Source organism: Bowmanella denitrificans, assembly GCF_002887595.1.
Lineage (GTDB): Bacteria > Pseudomonadota > Gammaproteobacteria > Enterobacterales > Alteromonadaceae > Bowmanella > Bowmanella denitrificans.
The window spans coordinates 256,115-272,605 of the sequence record NZ_PEBU01000002.1; the positions used below are offsets into that span (position 1 = coordinate 256,115).

15 protein-coding genes are annotated in these 16,491 nt (G+C 51.0%); 4 read left to right on the forward strand and 11 right to left on the reverse strand.

Annotation, left to right across the window (positions count from 1 at the left end; translation table 11 throughout):
- Positions 1–89: 89 nt before the first annotated feature.
- The 3 genes from CSR04_RS04685 to CSR04_RS04695 all read right to left on the reverse strand — a co-directional run bounded on the left by CSR04_RS04685 (position 90) and on the right by CSR04_RS04695 (position 2,107).
- Positions 90–935 (reverse strand): fimbrial biogenesis chaperone, encoded by an 846-nt coding sequence (locus tag CSR04_RS04685; RefSeq protein ID WP_102795099.1) that lies wholly within the window; start codon positions 933–935, stop codon positions 90–92.
- 15 nt (positions 936–950) lie between these two features.
- The gene (locus CSR04_RS04690; RefSeq protein WP_102795100.1) at positions 951–1,412 is read right to left on the reverse strand and encodes a hypothetical protein; all 462 of its coding nucleotides are present in this window, start codon (positions 1,410–1,412) and stop codon (positions 951–953) included.
- Between the two features lie 74 nt (positions 1,413–1,486).
- Positions 1,487–2,107 (reverse strand): DUF4402 domain-containing protein, encoded by a 621-nt coding sequence (locus CSR04_RS04695; protein WP_102795101.1) that lies wholly within the window; start codon positions 2,105–2,107, stop codon positions 1,487–1,489.
- Between the two features lie 524 nt (positions 2,108–2,631).
- Here CSR04_RS04695 and CSR04_RS04700 point away from each other — a divergent pair.
- Positions 2,632–3,045 (forward strand): META domain-containing protein, encoded by a 414-nt coding sequence (locus CSR04_RS04700; protein ID WP_102795102.1) that lies wholly within the window; start codon positions 2,632–2,634, stop codon positions 3,043–3,045.
- Positions 3,046–3,058: 13 nt separating this feature from the next.
- Here the strand turns inward: CSR04_RS04700 and CSR04_RS04705 are convergent, their stop codons facing one another.
- The 6 genes from CSR04_RS04705 to CSR04_RS04730 all read right to left on the reverse strand — a co-directional run bounded on the left by CSR04_RS04705 (position 3,059) and on the right by CSR04_RS04730 (position 10,181).
- Positions 3,059–3,961, reverse strand: coding sequence for a hydroxymethylglutaryl-CoA lyase (locus tag CSR04_RS04705; protein ID WP_102795103.1), 903 nt, complete (start codon positions 3,959–3,961; stop codon positions 3,059–3,061).
- 87 nt (positions 3,962–4,048) lie between these two features.
- Entirely contained in the window at positions 4,049–6,073 is a 2,025-nt protein-coding gene (locus tag CSR04_RS04710; RefSeq protein WP_102795104.1) for an acetyl-CoA carboxylase biotin carboxylase subunit, read from the reverse strand.
- A 2-nt stretch (positions 6,074–6,075) separates the two neighbouring features.
- Positions 6,076–6,861: an enoyl-CoA hydratase/isomerase family protein gene (locus CSR04_RS04715; protein ID WP_102795105.1), complete on the reverse strand. Its 786-nt coding sequence runs from the start codon at positions 6,859–6,861 to the stop codon at positions 6,076–6,078.
- 10 nt (positions 6,862–6,871) lie between these two features.
- Positions 6,872–8,479, reverse strand: a complete 1,608-nt coding sequence (locus CSR04_RS04720) for a carboxyl transferase domain-containing protein (RefSeq protein WP_102795106.1) — start codon at positions 8,477–8,479, stop codon at positions 6,872–6,874.
- Between the two features lie 137 nt (positions 8,480–8,616).
- A complete protein-coding gene (locus CSR04_RS04725; RefSeq protein WP_102795107.1) occupies positions 8,617–9,786 on the reverse strand; it encodes an isovaleryl-CoA dehydrogenase in 1,170 nt (389 codons plus the stop codon).
- Positions 9,783–10,181 carry a MerR family transcriptional regulator gene (locus CSR04_RS04730; protein WP_102795108.1) on the reverse strand — a complete coding sequence of 133 codons (399 nt, stop codon included), beginning with the start codon at positions 10,179–10,181 and terminating at the stop codon, positions 9,783–9,785. The genes CSR04_RS04725 and CSR04_RS04730 overlap by 4 nt, the downstream gene beginning before the upstream one ends.
- 204 nt (positions 10,182–10,385) lie before the next feature.
- Here CSR04_RS04730 and CSR04_RS04735 point away from each other — a divergent pair, with 204 nt between their 5' ends.
- The 3 genes from CSR04_RS04735 (at position 10,386) to CSR04_RS04745 (ending at position 14,693) form a co-directional block, all read left to right on the forward strand.
- The gene (locus CSR04_RS04735) at positions 10,386–11,561 is read left to right on the forward strand and encodes an acetyl-CoA C-acyltransferase (protein WP_102795109.1); all 1,176 of its coding nucleotides are present in this window, start codon (positions 10,386–10,388) and stop codon (positions 11,559–11,561) included.
- Between the two features lie 138 nt (positions 11,562–11,699).
- Positions 11,700–13,955 carry an arginine/lysine/ornithine decarboxylase gene (locus tag CSR04_RS04740; protein WP_102795110.1) on the forward strand — a complete coding sequence of 752 codons (2,256 nt, stop codon included), beginning with the start codon at positions 11,700–11,702 and terminating at the stop codon, positions 13,953–13,955.
- Between the two features lie 24 nt (positions 13,956–13,979).
- Positions 13,980–14,693, forward strand: a complete 714-nt coding sequence (locus CSR04_RS04745) for a 2OG-Fe(II) oxygenase (protein WP_102795111.1) — start codon at positions 13,980–13,982, stop codon at positions 14,691–14,693.
- Between the two features lie 3 nt (positions 14,694–14,696).
- Here CSR04_RS04745 and CSR04_RS04750 read toward each other — a convergent pair whose 3' ends face one another.
- Together CSR04_RS04750 and CSR04_RS04755 are read right to left on the reverse strand one after the other, a co-directional pair.
- Entirely contained in the window at positions 14,697–14,996 is a 300-nt protein-coding gene (locus CSR04_RS04750; protein ID WP_102795112.1) for a YciI-like protein, read from the reverse strand.
- A gap of 3 nt (positions 14,997–14,999) precedes the next feature.
- Positions 15,000–16,361 (reverse strand): MATE family efflux transporter, encoded by a 1,362-nt coding sequence (locus CSR04_RS04755; protein ID WP_102795113.1) that lies wholly within the window; start codon positions 16,359–16,361, stop codon positions 15,000–15,002.
- Positions 16,362–16,491: the final 130 nt, after the last annotated feature.

Consider the following 16,491-nt stretch of genomic DNA (forward strand, 5'->3'; position numbering starts at 1 on the left):
CTTTCACTGGCGCGTTATCAGATAGTGCTGCAATTTAACGAGTGTAGCGGCTTAGCCGGTTTGTCCTCACACAAAGACGCCTGTAAGCGTCATTGTGTAAGTTGAATAATATCTGTTTTTTTAATGTTTATGCTCTGATTGATAAAGGATTGCCCGGAAAACTCACGTACTCCTTTATATTCTATACGAAGGGTGCCGTCAGCGGCTGTGAATTCGTTGTTTTGCCAGCCCAGGTTAACATTAAGTTGGCTTAATTCTGCCCACATGCTGAAGTCACTGGCACGGGCCAGTAATTCTTCCTTGCCACCACGGGGTTGCCAATAGGCATGTATTTCGCCCAATACTGAATGTATTCCCTGCTTTTGCAGTTGCAATAACACCTCTCCCGAGGTTTTGTTGGCGTTAAGTTTTATTTTTGCGTCAGAGACATTTAGGGTGGCATCCAGTTTGCCTATTTTAACTGTGACAGGAATGGCAAAGCTCATTACCAGATTTATTTTCATGCTGGTTTGGCCTGTTTTCTCTGCTGTGGTTGGTGGGGGCAGGGCTTTAAAATTTAAATGTGAGCGGAACTCTCCATCCGCCAGGCCTCTTGGGCGGCGGATTGAAAGCTTGACGACTTGCCGCTCGCCTGGCTTCAATGTGACCTGGCGTGGCGAGTAACGTAACATGTTGCTGGCAATCGGAAATGATGACGCTTCTTCTGCGGTCAGGTCCACATAGCCACCCTCAGGTTTCGCGCGTTTTTCCATCCATTCCAACCTGTACGTATTGGTGGTCTTGGAAGTATTAGTGAGGGTAATTTCTTTAATTCTGTCATTTTCACCGAATGTTACTCTGGTGGGATAAATAAGCAGGTTGGCTTCGCTGGTAAATGCGCTACTCAGACAGAAAAACAGAACCACAAGCTTACTGAGAGTGTTGAGGAAATTCATCCACTAATCCTTTGCTTAATAAGTAATATTTATATTTATTACAATCATATAGTCTGCCGGGCTGACATAACTTCCGCCTGTTCCTGATGTGGCAATTGTCCCCCCCATTTTAAATTGCACTGAGCCTGTTGCGTCTGCTTTAAGCGTTGAAGGTATGTCCACCGCCGTGATAGTAAACTGCTCGGTACCTGGCAGAGGAGAACTTGAAAATGCAGGCACATCTGCAGATACGGAGACATTGGCAAATGGTGGTAAATCCGTCAGGGTATAAACGCCCGGCTGGCCGGGTTCTATGACCAGAATATGATTGGTTGAGGTTTGATTTCCGTTAACGGGCACTGTTGTTGTGCTCACAATGGAATTATTGGTAATAGCGATACGGCCAAAATAAAAATTGGCATCTGTTAGCAAATCAGCCTTAAGACCGCTGCTAAAAAAAACAAGCAGCCAAAGCGGCCCCGAGAAACGTGAAAGCATGATGCTCGTTATACCTTCGACCTGATACGAAGGGCTCTCAAATGATAGCCTTCGCTCAGGTCGAAGCAATAGCTTTAGAATGCTACTTGAACATCGAAGTTGCCAGTATAGGCGGCATTTTCATAGGCAGATGTAGTGGGTGTGCCTGGATCAGTCAGCAGGGTGGCGCCAACATTGAATGTCGCATTACCTGAACCATCAACCTGCACTGTGGTAGTCACAGCCGCAGGTGTGCCAGAGGTTCTGTAAGCGGTAAAATCAACCAGACGGAAAATTGGAGAGCCAGCAGGGGCAGTGGTCGTCAGATCTACTGTAGTCGGCAGCGTCAGTGTCAAGGTGGTAAATGCTGCGACACCGGCAATAGAGAATTCTGGGCGGGTAGGTGTGCCACCAACTGCTTGCAGAACAGAGGTACCTGCAGCGGTACAAGCGACCGCGCCAGCTGTACCCAGTGTAGCATTCAGGGCCAGTGCTGGGTTGGCTGGCATAGTCAGGCCAACACAGTTGGCCGCGGTAGTGTTATCTGGCGTCGCACGTACTGTACCGAAGTCCAGTGTACCGGTGGTGGTAAAATCGATAGTGTTGTCTACTGTCAGCGTAGCAGGAACGTTTACGGTTTCTGCAAATGCAGTGCTAGCACTGGCCAATAACAGAGTTGCACCCAAACCTTTTGCTATTGCGTGAAGTTTAGTCATTTTCGTGATTCCTAAAGGTTATCTGTTTGTTATCACACCGCGGAATAATCTGGATTCCGGGATGCGTCATATTTATCGGCCAAATGAATAAAACATTAATTTTTTATTCGGTAAAACAGTTTGTTGAACGTTAAGCTTTGCTCCAACGAACACTGTTCCTTATTCCTGCTCCGAATGGCCCAAAAGGCATCCCTATTGAGTAAGAAAGTAACAGTATCTGCGTGAATAGCAACATTTATTCACATATGAGACTGGATTTAATACGAAATGATGGGTGGTTTAAAAGGTTTATAAAATCAAAAAGATAGGTGTTCTTTAGAGGCGCTTGGTTCGGTTGGGAAGATGATGGAATAGTTATATCATTATTTCTGCTTAAATATGTTTGTTTAAAAGTTGAACGATTCGGTGTTTAAGAAAATGCGTTAGAATGGAAGGGGTTACTTTCTTAGTTTGATTGACTGAGGCCATTTTTTAAGTATGTCGCCGTATAAGTAACTTGATTAAATCAATAGGAGAAAAATAAGTTGATTATTAGAACCTTAGCCTTGTGCCTGACCTTGTGCGCTTGCAGTAACTCAAATCTGGTGGATTCAGAGACTTCACAGTCTCAACTTTCTGGAAAATGGCAACTGGTCGAATTAAGCGGGCAGAAAGTGACCCTGGATGTACCACCTCATTTGGTGTTTAACGACGACGGTAAGGTAAGTGGTTTTGCTGGCTGTAACCGCCTGTTTGGTGGTGCCGAAATAGGGCAGGGAATGCAAATCCGCTTTAGTAATCTGGCTACAACTATGATGGCCTGCCCACAGTTGACACTGGAAGGGCAGTTTATGCAAATGCTGGAAAAAGTGGACAACTATAGTCTCAGTGGCGATAGCCTGAGCCTGAATAAGGCCAGAATGGCACCTTTGGCCAGATTTAAGCGGCTTAAGGAGTAAAAGCCGCTTTGTTTTAAGTTCGCTTGGCCAGTATTGCCTGCGCAACTTTAGATTGATTGTCGCGGCCCAGTGCCTGGGTAATGGCGTGCCCGGCGTCAACCAGCTTATCCAGATCAATGCCGGTGTCGATGCCCATACCTTGCAACATATAAACTACGTCTTCGGTTGCCACATTGCCTGATGCGCCTTTGGCATAAGGGCATCCACCCAGACCGGCCACCGAGCTGTCCAGTACCGCAATGCCGTGCTGTAAGGCGATCAGAATATTGGCCAGAGCCTGGCCATAGGTATCATGGAAATGCACCGCCAACTGCTCCACCGGGATCTGCCTTACCAGCAATTCCAATAGCCGGGCGGTTTTTAGTGGGGTGCCTACGCCGATAGTATCGCCAAGCGATACCTCGTAGCAGCCCATCGCCAATAGCTGCTTGCTGACGTTTAACACTTTTAGTGGATCAATATCGCCTTCATAAGGGCAACCCAGCACACAGGATACATAGCCCCGTACCCTGAGCCCTTTATCTCTGGCAGCCTCCATCAGCGGCGCAAACCGTTGCAAGCTTTCTTCAATGCTGCAGTTGATATTCTTCTGGCTGAAACGCTCGGAGGCAGCTGCAAAAATGGCCACCTCATCCGCCCCCGCTTCAAGGGCCGCATTAAATCCCTGCATATTTGGGGTTAAAGCGGAATAGACCACGTCGGTTTTGCGACGAATTCCTTTAAACACCTGGGCACTGTCGGCCATCTGCGGCACCCATTTAGGTGACACAAAACTACCGGTCTCTACCATCGGCAGGCCACAGTCGGCCAGACTCTCCACCAGGTGGATTTTATCAGCAAGGGCAATAGTGCCTTTCTCATTTTGCAGGCCGTCGCGTGGCCCTACATCTACGATTTTAACTTTTCTTGGGTACATAACAGTTTATTAATACACCGTAATCCAAACGCACAGAGATGGCACATAAGAGCATGCGGCATCTCTGTGATGTCAGCAGCCATGTGATTAGTTTTCACTGGCCTCAAAATTAACCAGCTCCGCACCGCCATCCACCAGTTCGCCTGGCTGATAGAAAAACTCCACCACCTTGCCGGCAGAAGGGGCTTTGAGGCTATGTTCCATTTTCATGGCTTCCATAATCACCAGTACCTGCCCCTTGCTCACCTGTTCACCGGGCTTAACCATCAGATTCACAATAGTGCCGTTCATTGGCGCCGTCAGACCTGTGCCATGGGCATCACCGTCCAGTAAGCCCAGGTCTGGCAAAATATGGCGAAAATGCAGCGCACTGTGTTGGGTGTACAATGAGCATCCTTCCTCGTCGTCGGCACCCTGGCTGCTGAAGGTGACTTTTTGCCGGTGCCCATCAATGATGGCGGTCAGCATATCCCCTTCAATATGCCCCTGACACTGAACCGAGAAGCCTTCACCACTGATTTGATAAAGTGACTGGGCAGCCGTATTCAACTGCAGAACTTTAACCTGGTGCAAGGTATCGTGGATCTGAATATCCAGTTGCTGTTCATGGCTTTCGTTGGCGCGCCAGGCACTGAGACTTTGCCAGGGACTGAAAGGGTCCTGGCTGTTCTGCGTCAAAGACAGTTGCCTATGTTCCTGATTCAGCACCAAATACAGGGCCGCCAAAGGCAGTAAGCTGGCAATGTCGCCCTTATCTTTGATAAAGATTTCGCTCTGGTTTTTATCAATAAAACCGGTATCCAACTGTGCCTGCTTAAAGGCTTTGGTATTGGCCAGGTTGTACAGAAAGTCGATATTGGTGGTGACGCCCCTGACCCGGTATTCAGATAAGGCCTTAACCAGGCGCCGCAGCGCTTTGGGGCGATCTTCATCCCAGACGATCAGCTTGGCAATCATCGGATCATAGTACACCGATACCTTGTCACCCTGGCGCACCCCGGTATCCACTCTGACATAGTCAGATTCATCCGGTGGCTGTAAGAAGTTTAGTGAACCCGTGGCGGGCAAAAATTCGTTGTCCGGATCTTCTGCATACACTCTTGCTTCAAAGGCGTGGCCGTTAATCTGCAGTTCGCTTTGCTTCAGGGGCAGCTCTTCACCACTGGCTACCCGCAGTTGCCATTCCACCAGATCCTGGCCACTAATCATTTCGGTAACCGGGTGTTCCACCTGCAAACGGGTGTTCATTTCCATAAAATAGAAACGACCATCGGTATCCAGCAAAAACTCGACGGTACCCGCGCCCACATAACCAATGGCCGCAGCGGCTTTGAGCGCTGCTTCGCCCATGTGTGTGCGCAGCGCTTCGGTCATGCCCGGTGCGGGGGCTTCCTCTATGACTTTTTGATGGCGACGCTGTACCGAGCAATCACGCTCAAACAAGTACACGCCATTGCCGTGCATATCACAAAATACCTGGATCTCCACATGGCGTGGCTGCGTCAGGTATTTTTCCACCAGCATATGCTCGTCGCCAAATCCGGCCATGGCTTCACGCTTAGCGGCGGCCAGCGCATCATCAAAGTCTTCGGCGCGATGAACCTGGCGCATGCCTTTGCCACCGCCCCCTGCGGCTGCTTTTAGCAGCACCGGATAACCCATCTTATCGGCATGCTGTTTAAGTAGCGCCGGGGACTGATCCTCGCCATGATAGCCTGGTACCAGCGGTACACCTGCCGCTTCCATGATCTTTTTAGCGGCGGATTTTGAGCCCATGGCATCAATGGCCGGCACGGGCGGGCCGACAAATATGATCTGGTTGTCTTCACACAAACGGGCAAACTCGGCATTTTCTGACAAAAAGCCGTAACCCGGGTGAATCATGTCGGCGCCCACCTTACGGGCCACTTCAATAATACGTTCGGCCTGCAAGTAACTGTCCTTAGAGGGAGCAGGGCCGATATGCACCGCTTCATCTGCCATTTGTACATGCAAGGCATCGGCATCGGCATCGGAGTAAACCGCCACCGTATGGATGCCCATGCGCTTAGCGGTTTTGATAATGCGGCAGCTGATTTCACCGCGGTTCGCGATTAAAAGTTTGATCAGCATATTCACTCCTGATACCAGTTAGGCCGACGTTTTTGCAAAAAGGCCTGCAGCCCTTCCTGTCCATGTTCCGATACTCTGACGGTGGCAATACGCAGACTGGTTTTTTCCATCAGTTCTTCATCGTCACTGGGTTCGGTAACGTCAAATATCAGCTGTTTGGCGGCTGCCACAGCATCGGGACTGTTATGCAGAATATGGCTAACCAGGTTATCCACGGTTTCATCCAGTTCTTCTTCGGTTACCGCTTCGCTTAAAAGACCAAGGCGTCTGGCCCGACGGGCCGAAAATACTTCTGCGGTGGTGAAATAGCGTCTGGCTACCCGTTTGCCCATGGCATCAATAACATAAGGGCTAATCGTGGCTGGAATTAAGCCAAGCTTTACTTCACTCAGACAAAACTTACTGAGTTTGCTGCCAATGGCCATATCACAACAGGCTATCAAGCCTACCGCGCCGCCGTAGGCTGCCCCTTGTACTTTGGCGATAGTGGGCTTGGGCAAAAAATTCAGGGTATGTAGCATCATGGCCAAAGCTTTGGCGTCGGCGACGTTTTCCTCAAAACTGTAGGACGCCATGCGCTGCATCCAGTTGGCGTCGGCACCGGCGCAAAAACTTTTGCCGTTGGCTGCCAGTACCACCACCCGTACCTTGGGATCGTCGCCAGCCTGCTTAAAAAGCTGGGTAAGGTGGTGAATCAGCTGATCGTCAAAGGCATTGTGTTTTTCAGGACGATTAAGGGTAATGGTAGCCACCCCTTTGGCATCCAGATTGTAGAGTACATCAGACATATCAGCCTCCTTACATACGGAACACCCCGAAACGGGTGTCCTCCACGGGGTTGTTTAATGAAGCGGACAGGCATAAGCCCAGCACCTGGCGGGTATCCGCCGGGTCAATTACGCCGTCGTCCCAAAGCCTGGCCGACGCATAATAGGGGTGACCCTGATGTTCATAATCATCAATAATGGGTTGCTTGAAGCTTTGTTCTTGTTCTTTGCTCCAGCTTTCACCATTGCGCTCTTTCTGATCGCGTTTAACCTGCGCCAATACGCCTGCGGCCTGTTCACCACCCATCACCGAAATACGTGCATTGGGCCACATAAACAAGAAGCGAGGATCGTAAGCACGGCCACACATACCGTAGTTACCCGCACCGAAACTGCCGCCAATCAGGATGGTGAATTTAGGCACCTTGGCACAGGCCACCGCGGTTACCATCTTGGCACCATGTTTAGCGATACCGCCTGCCTCGTATTGTTTCCCCACCATAAAACCGGTGATATTTTGTAAAAACACCAAGGGGATTTTGCGCTGGGCGCAGAGCTCAATAAAATGCGCACCTTTTTGTGCAGATTCACTGAAAAGTATCCCGTTATTAGCGACAATGCCTACCGGATAGCCGAAGATGCGCGCAAAACCACAAATCAGTGTGCTGCCGTACAAGGCCTTAAATTCGTCAAATTCTGAACCATCGACAATTCGGGCAATGATTTCGCGCACATCATATTGCTGACGACTGTCTTTGGGGATAATGCCGTAGATGTCTCTGGCGTCATAAATGGGATCTTGTGGCTGACTCAGATTCAGGCTCACTGGCTTGACCCGGTTCAGCCTGGCCACCGCATCGCGGGCCAGTTTCAGGGCATGATGATCGTTGTTAGCCAGATAATCCGCCACCCCTGATGTGCGGCAATGCACGTCGCCGCCGCCCAGTTCTTCGGCCGTCACCACTTCACCCGTAGCGGCACGAACGAGTGGTGGTCCACCCAGAAAGATAGTGCCTTGCTCTTTGACAATAATAGATTCATCCGCCATGGCAGGTACATAAGCACCACCTGCGGTACAGGAGCCCATCACCACGGCAATTTGCGGAATATTGGCCGCCGACATGTTGGCCTGGTTATAGAAAATACGGCCAAAATGGTCTTTATCAGGGAACACCTCATCCTGGCGTGGCAGGTTGGCACCGCCACTATCCACCAGGTAAATACAAGGTAAGTTGTTTTGTTCGGCAATGCTTTGGGCGCGTAAGTGCTTTTTCACCGTCAGCGGATAATAGGTTCCGCCCTTTACAGTGGCATCATTGGCCACAATCATACATTCGGTGCCAGACACCCGGCCAATTCCGGCAATAATGCCAGCGGCAGGGACATAATCCTCATAGACGTCCAGCGCCGCCAGTTGTGACAGCTCCAGAAAGGGCGCGCCGGGGTCAAGCAAAGCATTAATACGTTCACGGGGCAATAGCTTACCGCGATCGGTATGGCGCTTATTGGCCTGTTCACCACCCCCCTGGCGGATTTGTGCAATTTTTTCACGCAGCTCGTTTACCTGAGCCTGCATATGCTCGGCATTAACGGCAAATTCCTGGCTTTTTGTGTTTATTTTCGATTCTATCCTGGGCATGTAGCCTCTCCCTCAGTGGGTCGGGGGTTAACCCGACAGCCAGCCAATGATTCACTTGCGAGCCGGAGGTTAATCCAACCCATACCGGCAAAGGTTGCAAAAATGAGCAAATCAATATTGTGGTGTTGGCCTCCGACCTACATAGATTCTTTAAACAGCTCGCGACCAATCAACATACGACGGATCTCGGACGTACCGGCGCCGATTTCATACAGCTTGGCATCGCGCAGTAGCCGGCCCGCCGGAAACTCATTGATGTAACCATTGCCGCCCAGCAACTGAATGGCATCCAGCGCCATTTTAGTGGCCAGCTCTGCCGAATAGAGAATAGCACCTGCGGCATCTTTGCGGGTGGTTTCACCCCGATCGCAGGCCTTGGCTACCGTGTAGACATAGGCGCGGGCCGCATTCATCTGAGTGTACATATCGGCTATTTTGCCCTGCACCAGTTGGAACTCACCAATACTCTGGCCGAATTGCTTGCGGTCATGAATGTAGGGCACCACCAGATCCATACAAGCCTGCATAATGCCAAGGGGGCCACCGGACAGCACCAAACGCTCATAATCCAGGCCGCTCATCAGCACCCGCACGCCGCCGCCTTCCTGGCCCAGAATATTCTCTGCCGGTACTTCACAGTCCTCAAACACCAGTTCACAAGTATTGGAAGAGCGCATGCCCAACTTGTCCAGCTTCTGAGCCTGGCTGAATCCTGGTGTGCCACGTTCCACAATAAAGGCGGTAATACCTTTAGGTCCGGCACTGACATCGGTTTTGGCATAAATCACAAAGGTATGGGCATCAGGTCCGTTAGTGATCCACATTTTGTTGCCGTTAAGAATGTAGCGATCACCTTTTTTCTCGGCGCGCAGTTTCATACTCACCACGTCCGAGCCGGCATTGGGTTCGCTCATAGCCAAGGCGCCAATATGTTCACCACTGATAAGTTTAGGCAGGTATTTTTGCCGTTGTGTGTCATTGCCGTTTTTATAGATCTGGTTAACACACAAGTTGGAGTGAGCGCCGTAGCTCAGGCCGATACCGGCGCTGGCCCGGCTGATTTCTTCCATGGCCACCACATGTGCCAGATAGCCCATGTCGGCACCACCATATTGCTCAGAGACGGTGACGCCCAGTAAACCCATGTCACCCAGCTTGGGCCAAAGCGCGTTAGGGAAGGCATTGTCTTCGTCTGCCTGGGTGGCCAATGGGGCAATTTCACCCTGTGCAAAGGCATACACGTGATCGCGAAGCATATCGATGTCTTCGCCCAGGCCAAAATTCATTGTAGGGTAGGGGGCATTCATGCGAGTTTTCCTCTTAATTGTTGTTCCAGCTCGGCGCGGCAACGTTCTTCCAAATCATCCAGTTCGTTCATCAGCATACGAATATCTTCCAGTTGCTGATTCAATACCGCGCGTTTGTCAGTAATCATTTCCAGAATGACCTGATTCTGCGCTTTAGAGTTCTGATCACTGTCGTAAAGGTTAAACAGGGTTTTGGTTTCTGCCAGGGAAAAGCCCAAACGCTTACCGCGCAGAATCAGTTTAAGCCGCACCCTGTCTTTATTCTGATAGATGCGTACCTGGCCGTTACGGTCGGGTTCCAGCAGGCCTTGCTCTTCATAAAAACGGATGGAGCGGGGCGTAATGTCAAATTCTTTTGCCAGTTCGCCAATACTGAATGTCGGGTTGGTGGTCATGCGACTTTACGTTTACGTAAGCTGTAAGTTAACCTAAAGGTAAAGTAACAGTAACAAGGCGTCAACAACCGCGTGCCTATCATCGGGGTGATGACGCCAGACGATATTGTTCAGTTAGCTGTACGTTAGACTTATGGCAGCCCCGTCTGCCGGTGCAGTAAACTGAGCCAGATATACACCGCTATGCAGAAAAGAGGATTAAACATGAGCCAGGATTCAATCGTTATCGTTGCTGCTAAACGCACCCCTATGGGGGGATTTCTTGGCAGCCTGTCAGCCCTAAGCGCTACAGAACTGGGTGCCAATGCCATTGCTAGCGCCGTTCAAGGTGTCGGCGCTGAGCATGTGGAAGAAGTGATTATGGGCTGCGTTTTACCAGCGGGTCTTGGCCAGTCACCGGCCCGTCAGGCGGCTATCAAGGCCGGATTACCGCTGTCTGCCGGTGTCACCACCATTAACAAGGTATGCGGCTCGGGCATGAAAGCGGTGATGCTGGCGCACGACCTGATTAAAGCCGGTTCCATTAGCACTGCCGTGGCCGGTGGCATGGAAAGCATGAGTAATGCCCCTTACCTGCTGCCCAAGGCCAGAAGCGGTTATCGCATGGGACACGGACAGGTGTTAGACCATATGATGCTGGACGGTCTGGAGAATGCCTATGACGGTAAGGCCATGGGCTGCTTTGCCCAGGACACCGCCGACAAAGAAGATCTGACCCGGGAAAAAATGGACGCCTTTGCTTTGTCGTCATTATCCAAAGCCAAGCAGGCCATTGAGTCAGGTGCCTTTTTGCATGAAATCAGTGCGGTGACTGTCTGCACCCGCAAAGGCGATATTGAGGTGAGTCAGGACGAAGGCCCGGGTAACGCTATGCCGGAAAAAATTCCTAACCTTAAGCCGGCTTTTAAAAAAGACGGCACGATTACCGCTGCCAACTCCAGCTCTATATCGGATGGTGCAGCGGCATTGGTGGTGATGAGCGAAGCCAAGGCACAGTCGCTGGGCTTAACCCCTTTGGCGCGCATTCTGGGCCATAGCACTCATTCCATTGAACCGGAAAACTTTACCGTTGCCCCTGTGGGCGCCATGCAAACGTTGCTGGATAAGCTGGGCTGGCAGGCGAGTGATGTGGACCTGTTCGAAATTAACGAAGCCTTTGCCATGGTGACCATGCTGGCGGTTCGCCAGTTGCAATTAGACGAGGCCAAAGTGAACGTTAACGGTGGTGCCTGTGCGCTGGGTCACCCCATTGGCGCTTCCGGGGCCCGTATTCTGGTGACCTTGATTCATGCCCTGAAAAATCGTGGGCTGAAACGCGGTATGGCCTCGTTGTGCATAGGCGGTGGCGAAGCCACGGCCATGGCCGTCGAGCTCTGCTAAATCCTGACAGCGGAACTAAGGCGGAGCCCAGGCTCCGCTTTTTTATGCAGCTATTTTAAATACTTACCTACAAATTCTCTGTAATTACAGCAGACAGCGCTATACTGGGCAGCATAATTCCCTGGCTTTGGAGCGCCGATGAAGTTTCGTTTCCCCATCGTTATCATTGATGAAGACTTTCGTTCTGAAAATATCTCCGGCTCGGCGATTCGCGATCTGGCGACCGCCATCGACAAAGAAGGCATGGAGGTGGTGGGATTTACCAGCTACGGTGATTTAACCTCTTTTGCTCAGCAGTCCAGCCGCGCGTCCTGCTTTATTGTATCGATTGACGATGAAGAATTTGAAGACGGCACAGACGAAACCGTTGCCAAGGCACTGATGGCGATTAAAGGCTTTATTCGTGAAGTACGTCGCCACAACGCGCATATTCCCATTTTTCTGTATGGTGAAACCAAGACCGCCAGGCATTTTTCCAATGATATTTTGCGCGAACTGCACGGCTTTATTCATATGTTCGAAGATACGCCGGAATTTGTGGCCCGGCATATCATTCGCGAAGCGCGCAAATACTTAAATGCCCTGGCGCCGCCATTTTTCAATGCCCTGATGGAATACGCCAGCGACAGCTCCTATTCCTGGCACTGCCCAGGTCATTCCGGTGGCGTGGCATTTTTGAAAAGCCCGGTGGGGCAGATGTTCCATCAGTTCTTTGGTGAGAATATGTTGCGTGCCGATGTCTGTAATTCGGTGGATGAGCTTGGCCAGTTGCTGGATCATACCGGCCCGGTGGCCGCCAGTGAGCAGAATGCGGCGCGGATTTTTGGCTGTGATCATCTGTTCTTTGTGACCAACGGTACCTCGACTTCCAATAAGATTGTCTGGCACAGCACGGTGGCGCCGGGGGATATCGTGGTAGTGGACCGCAACTGCCATAAATCGATTTTGCATTCCATTATTATGACCGGTGCCATTCCGGTATTTTTAATGCCGACCCGCAACCACTACGGCATTATCGGACCCATTCCCAAGTCAGAGTTTTTGCCTGAAACCATTGCCAAAAAGATTGCCGCCAACCCTTTTGCCCGTAATGCCGCCAATAAAAAGCCGCGTATTTTGACCATCACTCAAAGTACCTATGACGGCATTGTGTATAACGTGGAAGAGATTAAAGACGTACTGGGCGACAGTATCGATACCCTGCATTTTGACGAAGCCTGGTTGCCCCATGCGGCGTTCCACGAGCTGTACCACAATATGCATGCCATCGCTCAGGACCGGCCGCGCTCCAGCGATCCGCTGGTGTTTGCCACCCAATCCACCCATAAGTTGCTGGCAGGTCTTTCCCAGGCATCACAAATTCTGGTGCAGGACAGCGATACCCGTAAACTGGATAAACACCGTTTTAATGAATCCTATCTGATGCACTCCTCTACCAGTCCGCAATACGCCATTATTGCTTCTTGTGATGTGGCCGCGGCCATGATGGAACCGCCAGGGGGGCGCACATTAGTGCAGGAATCCCTGACCGAAGCCATCGATTTTCGTCATGCCATGCGTCAGGTGGATGACGAATTTGGCGAAGACTGGTGGTTTAAAGTGTGGGGACCAGATGAGCTGCCCGGTGACGGCGTACCCAAACAGGAAGACTGGGTAATTAAGGAATCGGATGAATGGCATGGCTTTGGTAATATTGCCACCGGCTTTAATATGCTCGACCCCATCAAGGCTACTATTATTACCCCCGGACTGGATATGGACGGGCGCTTTGATGAAATTGGTATTCCGGCCGCCATCGTAACGCGCTATCTGGCCGAACATAACATTATTATTGAAAAGACCGGTCTGTATTCCTTCTTTATTATGTTTACCATCGGTATCACCAAAGGTAGGTGGAACTCGATGGTCACTGAATTGCAGCAGTTCAAAGACGATCACGACCAAAACCTGCCACTTTGGCGGGTTATGCCGGAGTTTGCCGCCAAACATCCGCGCTACGAACGGGTAGGGTTGAAGGATCTGTGCCAGCAAATCCATCAGGTATATAAAGAATTTGATGTAGCCAGGATCACCAAGGATATGTACTTATCCGACTTTATACCGGCCATGACCCCAGCCGACGCCTGGTCACATATGGCCCATCGTAACGTTGAGCGGGTATCTATTGATGAGTTGGAAGGGCGTATTACCGCCATGCTGGTAACGCCGTATCCTCCGGGTATTCCGCTGCTGATTCCCGGTGAATGCTACAACAAGACCATAGTCAATTACCTGAAGTTTGTGCGCGAATTCAATCGTCGCTTCCCGGGTTTTGAAACCGACGTGCATGGCTTGGTGCGTGAAGAAGTGAATGGCAAGGAAGAATACTTTGTTGACGTGGTGAAAAACCCTTAAGCACAGCACAAGGACGTCAGCAATATGCAGTTACAGTGTGACGTATCAGCAGCCCGTAGCGATATGGACAAGCTAGGGCGGGTTCGGTTACCTGCTGTCTTAACACAGCAGGACTTAGCAGCCCTGCATCAGGAAATTGCCCGGATAAACAACTGGAATCTGGTCACCCGCATGCAGGGACGACATCTGGATTTGGATGCCAATGCTATGCAGATGCTGCCACAAGCGCAACTGCATGAGTTTCAGCAACGCCTGGCAGAGGAGCCAGGCTTTACCTATTTATTTGAAAACTACCCGGTGTATGACAAATGGCATGCCGGGCAGTTAGCTGCGACCCCGCAGCTGGCGCGGTTATTCAGTAGCCTCAATAGTGATGCTTTCTTAAACGACATGCGTGAGCTTTTACAAGCCCCTGACATAGGTTTTGCCGATGCGCAATTGACCTGTTATCGCAGTGGCCATTTTCTTGAGCTGCATGATGATGCGATAGAGGGAAAAGCCAGGGTGGCAGCCTTTGTCTTGAGTCTGACCGATAACTGGCAGGAAAGTTGGGGCGGTATGCTGGAGTTTTATGACCAGGATGGGCAGGTCACCGAACGATTTTCTCCCGAGCTAAATTGTTTGTCGCTGTTTAAGGTGCCGATACCTCATGCGGTATCCCGCGTACAGCCGGGCATTCCCAACAGTCGCATTTCAGTGACCGGATGGTTAAGAAGTGGCAGGGACCCAGGCCCCTGAGCATCAGGGAAAGGTGATGGCTGGCAGTCCTGCACCTATGGCAATGTTCCATGGTCGAACTTGCCAGGACGTCACCAATCCCGCGACTACATAGGGATCCTGTCTGGCAAATGCCTCAGCCACTTCAGCTGAATCACTTTTAAATAGCAGCACGGCCTGATCCACTGGCTCAGCAAGCGCACCGCCAGCCAGCAGCTGGCCCTTGCTGGTGGCCTTTTTAGCCAGGGCAATATGGGCATCACGAAACAATGGGCGACGCTGCAAGTAGTCGTCAGAAAGCTGATAAATCAGTAAGTAGTACATGTTTTACCCCATTGATGCCAGCGCCGGCCTTTGTTCCCGTTGAATATAGGCCAGACGCCAGCCTAAGAATACCGCTGCCGAGGTCAGACCGACAATAAAGCCAATCCAGAAACCGCTGGCGGCCATATGCGGCACCAACCAGTCTGTCAGACCCAGAATACAGCCGGTGCTAAGGCCAATCACCCAGTAAGAAACAAAACTGATTAAGAACATGGCTTTGGCATCTTTATAGCCACGCAGGGCACAGCCTGAAATGACCTGAATGGCATCTGAAAACTGAAAAACCGCGGCCAGGAACATCAAATCGGCGGCCATTTCCACTACTTGTCGGTCGGTACTGTACAAACCGGCAATTTCATAGCGTAAGAAAAACGACAGGGAAGCTGTGAGTATCGCTGAGCACATACCCACCAACCAGGCACCCTGTACCGCGCGTTTGGCGTTTAATGGCTGCTCCTCTCCCAGCAGGAAGCCGACCCGGATGGTTAAAGCAAGGCCAATACTCAGTGGTGCCATAAACATTAATGAGGACAGGCTTAGCGCCACCTGATGGGCTGCCACCATCGTAGCGCCATAGGGGGCCAGCAACAGGGCAACCACCGCAAACAGTGACACTTCAAATAATATGGTCAGCGCAATGGGCACACCCAATTTCAGTATTTCGCTGATTTCCCCCAGACGCGGTGCATACCAGGTTTGAAACAGATGGAAGCGGCGCATGGACGCTGAATAGTGCGTATATAACCAGGTGCTTAGCATCATGGCGGCAAACACCAAAGACGTGGCGATACCACAACCGGCCCCACCAAATGCGGGCACGCCTAACTTGCCGTAAATAAATACATAGTTGGCGGGAATATTGACCAAGAGGCCAATGGCCATAATCACCATGCTGGGGCGGGTAACAGACAGACCTTCACAGTATTGCCTGAATACCTGATAGGCGGCAAAAAAGGGTGCGCCCACCAGTAAATACTGAACGTATTCCAGGGTGATGCGCTGAAGCTGTGGCTCCATATTCAACTGCCCCTGCAAATTAGGCACAAATGGCGCTGACAAGGCCAGTGGCAGGGACAACATCAGGGCCAGCCATAATGTCTGCTGGCCTTTTTCCGGGATCTCATCCAGTTTGCGGGCCCCTCTAAGCCTGGAAATAATAGGTGGCAGGGCCAGAATAATACCCTGCAAAAAGAACAAAATGGGCATCACCACACTAGCAGCAATGGCCACTGCCGCCATATCGGTCGCCGACACCCGGCCAGCCATAATGGTATCCGACACCCCCATCAGTGTTTGGGTGACCTGGGCAATTAACAGCGGCCAGGCTAGCTTAACGAGTTGGCGGATTTCGTGGTTCAGGCTCATTTGGGCAGATCGTCAAATATCGGAGCGTTGTTATACCACATTCGCCTCCCAAGCATGCCGGGCTTTAATTGAGAAAATCCCCTTTTTGTCGCATTGGTGGCATTGTGTGCACCGAACTGGTGCGAAAGCG